General features: G+C 47.5%; 6 protein-coding genes and 1 pseudogene. All 7 read left to right on the top strand.

The annotated features are described in order from the left end of the window. Positions 1-665 precede the first annotated feature (665 nt). Positions 666-938, top strand: coding sequence for a DUF6966 domain-containing protein (locus ACXPVS_RS27055; RefSeq protein ID WP_458512621.1), 273 nt, complete (start codon positions 666-668; stop codon positions 936-938). A 33-nt stretch (positions 939-971) separates the two neighbouring features. Continuing rightward, a pseudogene (locus tag ACXPVS_RS27050) lies at positions 972-1,373 on the top strand (cytidine deaminase-like fold-containing protein); the annotation flags it as partial. Beyond that, positions 1,370-1,774: a DUF6911 family protein gene (locus ACXPVS_RS27045; RefSeq protein WP_458512620.1), complete on the top strand. Its 405-nt coding sequence runs from the start codon at positions 1,370-1,372 to the stop codon at positions 1,772-1,774. The pseudogene ACXPVS_RS27050 and the gene ACXPVS_RS27045, both read left to right, overlap by 4 nt. 931 nt (positions 1,775-2,705) lie before the next feature. Further along, entirely contained in the window at positions 2,706-2,876 is a 171-nt protein-coding gene (locus ACXPVS_RS27040) for a hypothetical protein (RefSeq protein ID WP_327781985.1), read from the top strand. Between the two features lie 11 nt (positions 2,877-2,887). Beyond that, entirely contained in the window at positions 2,888-3,616 is a 729-nt protein-coding gene (locus ACXPVS_RS27035) for a hypothetical protein (protein ID WP_458512619.1), read from the top strand. A gap of 384 nt (positions 3,617-4,000) precedes the next feature. Next, positions 4,001-4,231 carry a hypothetical protein gene (locus ACXPVS_RS27030; RefSeq protein ID WP_458512618.1) on the top strand — a complete coding sequence of 77 codons (231 nt, stop codon included), beginning with the start codon at positions 4,001-4,003 and terminating at the stop codon, positions 4,229-4,231. Between the two features lie 71 nt (positions 4,232-4,302). Continuing rightward, the coding region (locus tag ACXPVS_RS27025; protein WP_458512617.1) for a transposase at positions 4,303-4,810 on the top strand (508 nt) is incomplete at its 3' end.

Below are 4,810 nucleotides of genomic sequence, written 5' to 3'. Positions count from 1 at the left end.
TGCTGATGCGGCTGCCGACGCAGCGCGCCAGTGAGATCGCCGAGTTGTTGCCGCATAACTGGCTGCCGTTACGCAACCTGTAATGCCCGTTCGCTTACGTTCAGGGGCTGCTGTTACGGGCTGAAAACCCGCGTCGGGGTGGTTTTGTGCGGTGACAGCGGATCACCTGGGCCGACCGGCGTGCAGGCCGCGCCACGTCTGGCGTTGCGCGTGTAGACAACGAAAATCGCGTCGGGTGATACTGTTGGTGCAAAAGGTTTTGGGCCAGTAGAAGGTACCTACTCGGCAATCAAACCTGGACCATTGGCCGATAGCATTGCTGAAACTTTTCCTGGCGGACGTTACTCTGTTGTCACACTCGAAAAGGATACCGTTCTTTACCGAGCTGGTACTGTCGATAAGCCACTTGGGCAGTTTTTTAGTACTGAACCGCCATCTGGTATTTTGCAGTCAAGGATCGACAAGGCTGTTCTACCGGAGTGGCCAGGAGGCGCGAAGTCGCCACTCGACACTACATTTGAGATAAAAATACCGGCGGGTACCAAGGTGTATGTTGGCGAGGTTGGATCTCAAGGTGGGTTGTACGTTGGTGGGACGCAGCAAATTGTAGTTCAAAAACCCTGGTTAATTGATGGGGTCCAAGTAATCAGTTCGAGTCCGTTGAAATGAAGCTCAAAAATATTGATTTGACTCTTAAACGAATGATTGAACTTCTTCGAGTGGGCGGAGACGTGGAGGGGTGGACGGCAGCTCTTGAGGGAATTCGGGCAGATTTTCACAGCGATCCTAAGTATGCTTCGTCGAAGTTGGTATCTATGTATGGTGGGATGGGCTCTCTGAATGATCTTGTTCTTTATAGCGATGGTCAGGCACTGGTTGTGGAGAATAATGAATTTGACATGCTGAGGGCACAGCTTTATGAGCTTGTAAAAAGTTAACTTGATGGTGCAAAAGGTGTTTCTCCGGTTGTCACTGCAGAGGGGGAAATTGGGGATACAGCGTTTACTGATGTAAACCAAACCGCTCGCCCAATGGCTCAGGCAAATCCAGATGAGCTAACCCTGATAGCTGATCGAGTAGCGACCAAGATTGAAGCAACAGGAAAACCTTTGCCGAACGGAAATATGGCCGACGCTCATGCAGAAATTGGAGTCATACAGCAGGCATATAATGCTGGCAAGACTCAGGGGGCGGATATGGCTATGAGCGTTGCAGGTAAAGACGTATGTGGTTTTTGCAAAGGTGATATAGCGGCAGCTGCGGAAAAAGCTGGATTGAATTCATTGACTGTTCAAGCGGTAGATGACGTAACTGGATTGCCAAAAACATATAATTGGGTGCCGGGAATGCGGTCGATTAAGGAGGTGCCATGAGTATGGTTTTTGGAGGTTATCTTATTGGCGCTGATGGAGATCGCCATCAGCTAGAAGCTATCTTGGATCCCAATGAGTTGGTTATTCGAGATGTATTGAATTCTATTGGTAAATGCTCTGGCGTTGTCAAGATGCGGTGTCAGTCTGAATCTGAAGGTTGCCCCTATGAGTTGGCGTTGCATGTTGAAAATGAAAAGTTTTTACTGATGCTTTGCGAATATGATAAGGACGGTGAGCATGACGTCAGAACTCTAACTGATCTAAACTCAAAAAACGAACTTGTTAGTATTTTAGGGGAAAAATATCCTGCTAGGGCGGTCGCACGTGATTTAGAACTTGTTTGTGCTATTTTTATAGAATTTGCTCGTACAGGAAATGTGTCCGCAAATATCATGGCGTAAGCTCCACTAAATAGCGTCTGGCTAGTTGGTGCAAAAGGCACGCTGAACACATCCTTGCTTGATGAGTTAACTGCTAATGGTGTGAAATTTACCCCAGAGAATGTCATCGCAATGACTCGCAGTTCTAGCGGGAAAGTTGTATTCCTAGAGACCGGAAACTCAAAGGCTGGGTTGCAGCACATCATTGAGGAGCATGGTAGCCAATTCGCTCAGATGGGTGTGTCAGAGGCTCAGATTCCGGGAGTAGTGATGAGGGCGGTTTCTGAGGGTAAGCTCGTTGGCTATCAAGGCTCTGGAGTTGGGCGCCCGATTTATGAGTTAAATATTAACGGTCAGACACAGCGAATAGCTGTGACTGTTGGTGATAACGGCTTCGTTGTCGGTGCAAATCCAAGGGGGAGCGTTAAGTGAAATGTATAAAATTAATGGCGGATTATCAGTGTTATCCGATTTGGAGTATGTCCCCAGGTGAGTATGGGGACATGGCTCCTTGCGAACTTCCGATTTCTAAAGAGCTTCAGGAACGTCTATTAAAATGGGCCGCCATTTATGACGAAACGCTGGATGTTGATTATCCGCCAAACTCCGGGTTCAAGAGTGAGGAGTTGGAGCGTGAGTTTAAGTCTGAGGGGGAGCGATTAGTTATAAGTTTGAGGGGGGAGCTCGGGCCAGAATTTTCTGTGTCTCTTAAAGTTTAGTTGGTGCAAAAGATCTCACAACGAATCTTTCAGAGGTTTGGACTCTTAAGCCGACTCAACGAGGGGTAGACATTGAGTCATACCTTGCTAAAACTGAGTATTCACCGCAGAGCGGCTGTTATAACGTAGGGGCCGAAGGAAATGGATATTTCCCGCTTGTTGATTTTCAGAATGGTAATACGCTCGTTAGTCTGAAATCTGTAGATACGGTAGGAAGTACGTGGTTAGGCCGAATGCAAGATCATATTATCGACTTAGGGACAAATGGCGCGAAAGTCAATGGTGTGCCAGCAAATATGGTGCTTGATCTGCGAGTTCAGCCTGGTGGCTCGGCTGCTGCTAAGTCGCTTATCGAATTCGGCCGTGAATATAATGTCAAAGTGGTTGTTAAAGAATTCAAGTGAGACCTGAAAAGATGAAGAGATTCAAGTTTGTTTTTGATGTCGAGTCGATCAGTGGTTTGCAGATGCTAGCCTTGGTTGAAGAGCTTTTAAATAAGTTTTCCTCCCCCGCAGTGTTTTTTCTGCATGGGGTTAAGATTGATATCAAAACACTTGAAAAGAAAATATTGAAAAAAAAATCATGGCCTAGTGGCTTGGTGTCTGGTGGGTTTGAGCTCCGATTCGGGTTGCTTCCAGCACTGGGTTATTGCTTTTTGGTACTAGAAGAATCAGAGGGGAATAGTAATACTAAGTTGGAAGAGGAAATAGGGCCTATTCTCAGTGTTGCAGGTTTTATTCAGGCATGGGTTTCTGATCTCGAATATGATTTTTGGCAGAACGCTACAGACCCTCTAGAGTATGAATGCGTGGGTCGCCCTCTTTCAGGTCTTCCAATGAAGTCTAATGGCTTGCCTCCCCCCTTGGATCAAATGGAAATTGACACCTCAGGGAATCCTGGCCGTAACGTGCTCAGGCAAGGATATATTGAGGCGATTGGAAGCACTATGTGGCTAGGCAACCTCTTCTGGGAGAGAGTTGGTGTGGATAGATTTGCCAGCATTTCGTTGTTGGAAAGCCAGGGATTTAAGGTTTATGACTGTGGCGAGTTTTTTAAAGTTGTAACGTCTGATGAGGTTTTTTCTGATGGTTCAACCCTAGAAAAACAATGCGCTCTCAGGTGGATTTTATTTGGATTAAATTGACGGTTTAGTTGGTTCAAAAGCGACTGCTACAACGGGAGAAGTTGTAGCTACTGAAGCCACAAGTGCAAATGCCCAAGCTGCATTGAGAGCGAAACTATCAGGACTACAAAAAGCTCAAGAGACAGCAGCGGTCACTAGAATACTGCCTGATGGCCGTATTCGTTACTACACACAAGAGGTTCCTGCAAGGACAGAAGGACCTACTCGGGGTGCTTCTTTCGCCACGGAGTTTGATCCTAAAACGGGTAGTACGAGGCAATGGATGGAAAGCTATGACCATGCAGGAGAAGTAATCCGTGTCCACCCGAAAAGTATTAATGGGCAGCCGGTTGATGCTCAGCACTACCCTCCGACCGGAGCAGAGCTAAAGAGTTGGGGGCAGCAATGAGCATGGAAGACATAGTGGCTGACAGACTTGGAAGAGTAGTTGCTGATGGATTTGATATTTTTAAAATCTCAAAAGAGGCACTTGATATTTACCAAGATCCAAACCTCTCTCTCACAAAAGCTTTAGACATTGCGTTGTTGTCACTAATGGCAATGGTCGAAGGGCCAGAGTTTGAGATGACAGAAAAAGAATTTTATGATTTTTTATCTGATATTCGACAGATGTAGTTTTCAGAGGGTGTAATTAGTTTTGTGTAAACGGTCATTTGGCAGGAGACTGCCTACCCCAAGGAAATCCGATGACCGAGCCAAAACCCAAGCGCGCCAAACGAGTCAAGCCTGATCCTGAACTGGTTAAACTGGCCGACAGTCTGTTGGCCAACTACAAAAAGCCCGAAGATCTCATCGGCGAAAATGGCCTGCTCAAACAGCTCACCAAGATGCTGGTTGAGCGGGCCCTTGAAGCCGAAATGACCGAACACCTGGGGCATGATAAAAGTGCAGCGATCACCAACATCGCCGCCAATGCGCGCAACGGCCATAGCGGTAAAACCCTAAAAGGCGACTTCGGCGAACTGCCGCTCGACATCCCACGCGACCGCCAGGCGTCCTTCGAGCCACAGCTGGTGGCCAAGCATCAAACCCGCTGGACGGGCTTCGATGACAAAGTCATCTCTCTCTACGCTCGCGGTTTGAGTGTCAGAGAAATTCAGGCTCACTTGCAGGAAATGTACGGCACAGAGGTCTCTCCTAGCCTCATCTCGGCGATTACCGACGCGGTGAGTGACGAGGTCAAGCTCTGGCAGG

It is taken from the genome of Pseudomonas sp. Ma2-10, assembly GCF_054330215.1.
Note: the sequence above shows the minus strand (reverse complement) of the source record. Positions and strands in the feature narration are given on the sequence as shown.

Coding starts and splice junctions, on each gene's coding strand:
- ACXPVS_RS27045 (WP_458512620.1), top strand. CDS start 1,370: ATGAGTATGGTTTTTGGAGGTTATCTTATTGGCGCTGATGGAGATCGC.
- ACXPVS_RS27030 (WP_458512618.1), top strand. CDS start 4,001: ATGAGCATGGAAGACATAGTGGCTGACAGACTTGGAAGAGTAGTTGCT.
- ACXPVS_RS27055 (WP_458512621.1), top strand. CDS start 666: ATGAAGCTCAAAAATATTGATTTGACTCTTAAACGAATGATTGAACTT.
- ACXPVS_RS27040 (WP_327781985.1), top strand. CDS start 2,706: ATGCAAGATCATATTATCGACTTAGGGACAAATGGCGCGAAAGTCAAT.
- ACXPVS_RS27035 (WP_458512619.1), top strand. CDS start 2,888: ATGAAGAGATTCAAGTTTGTTTTTGATGTCGAGTCGATCAGTGGTTTG.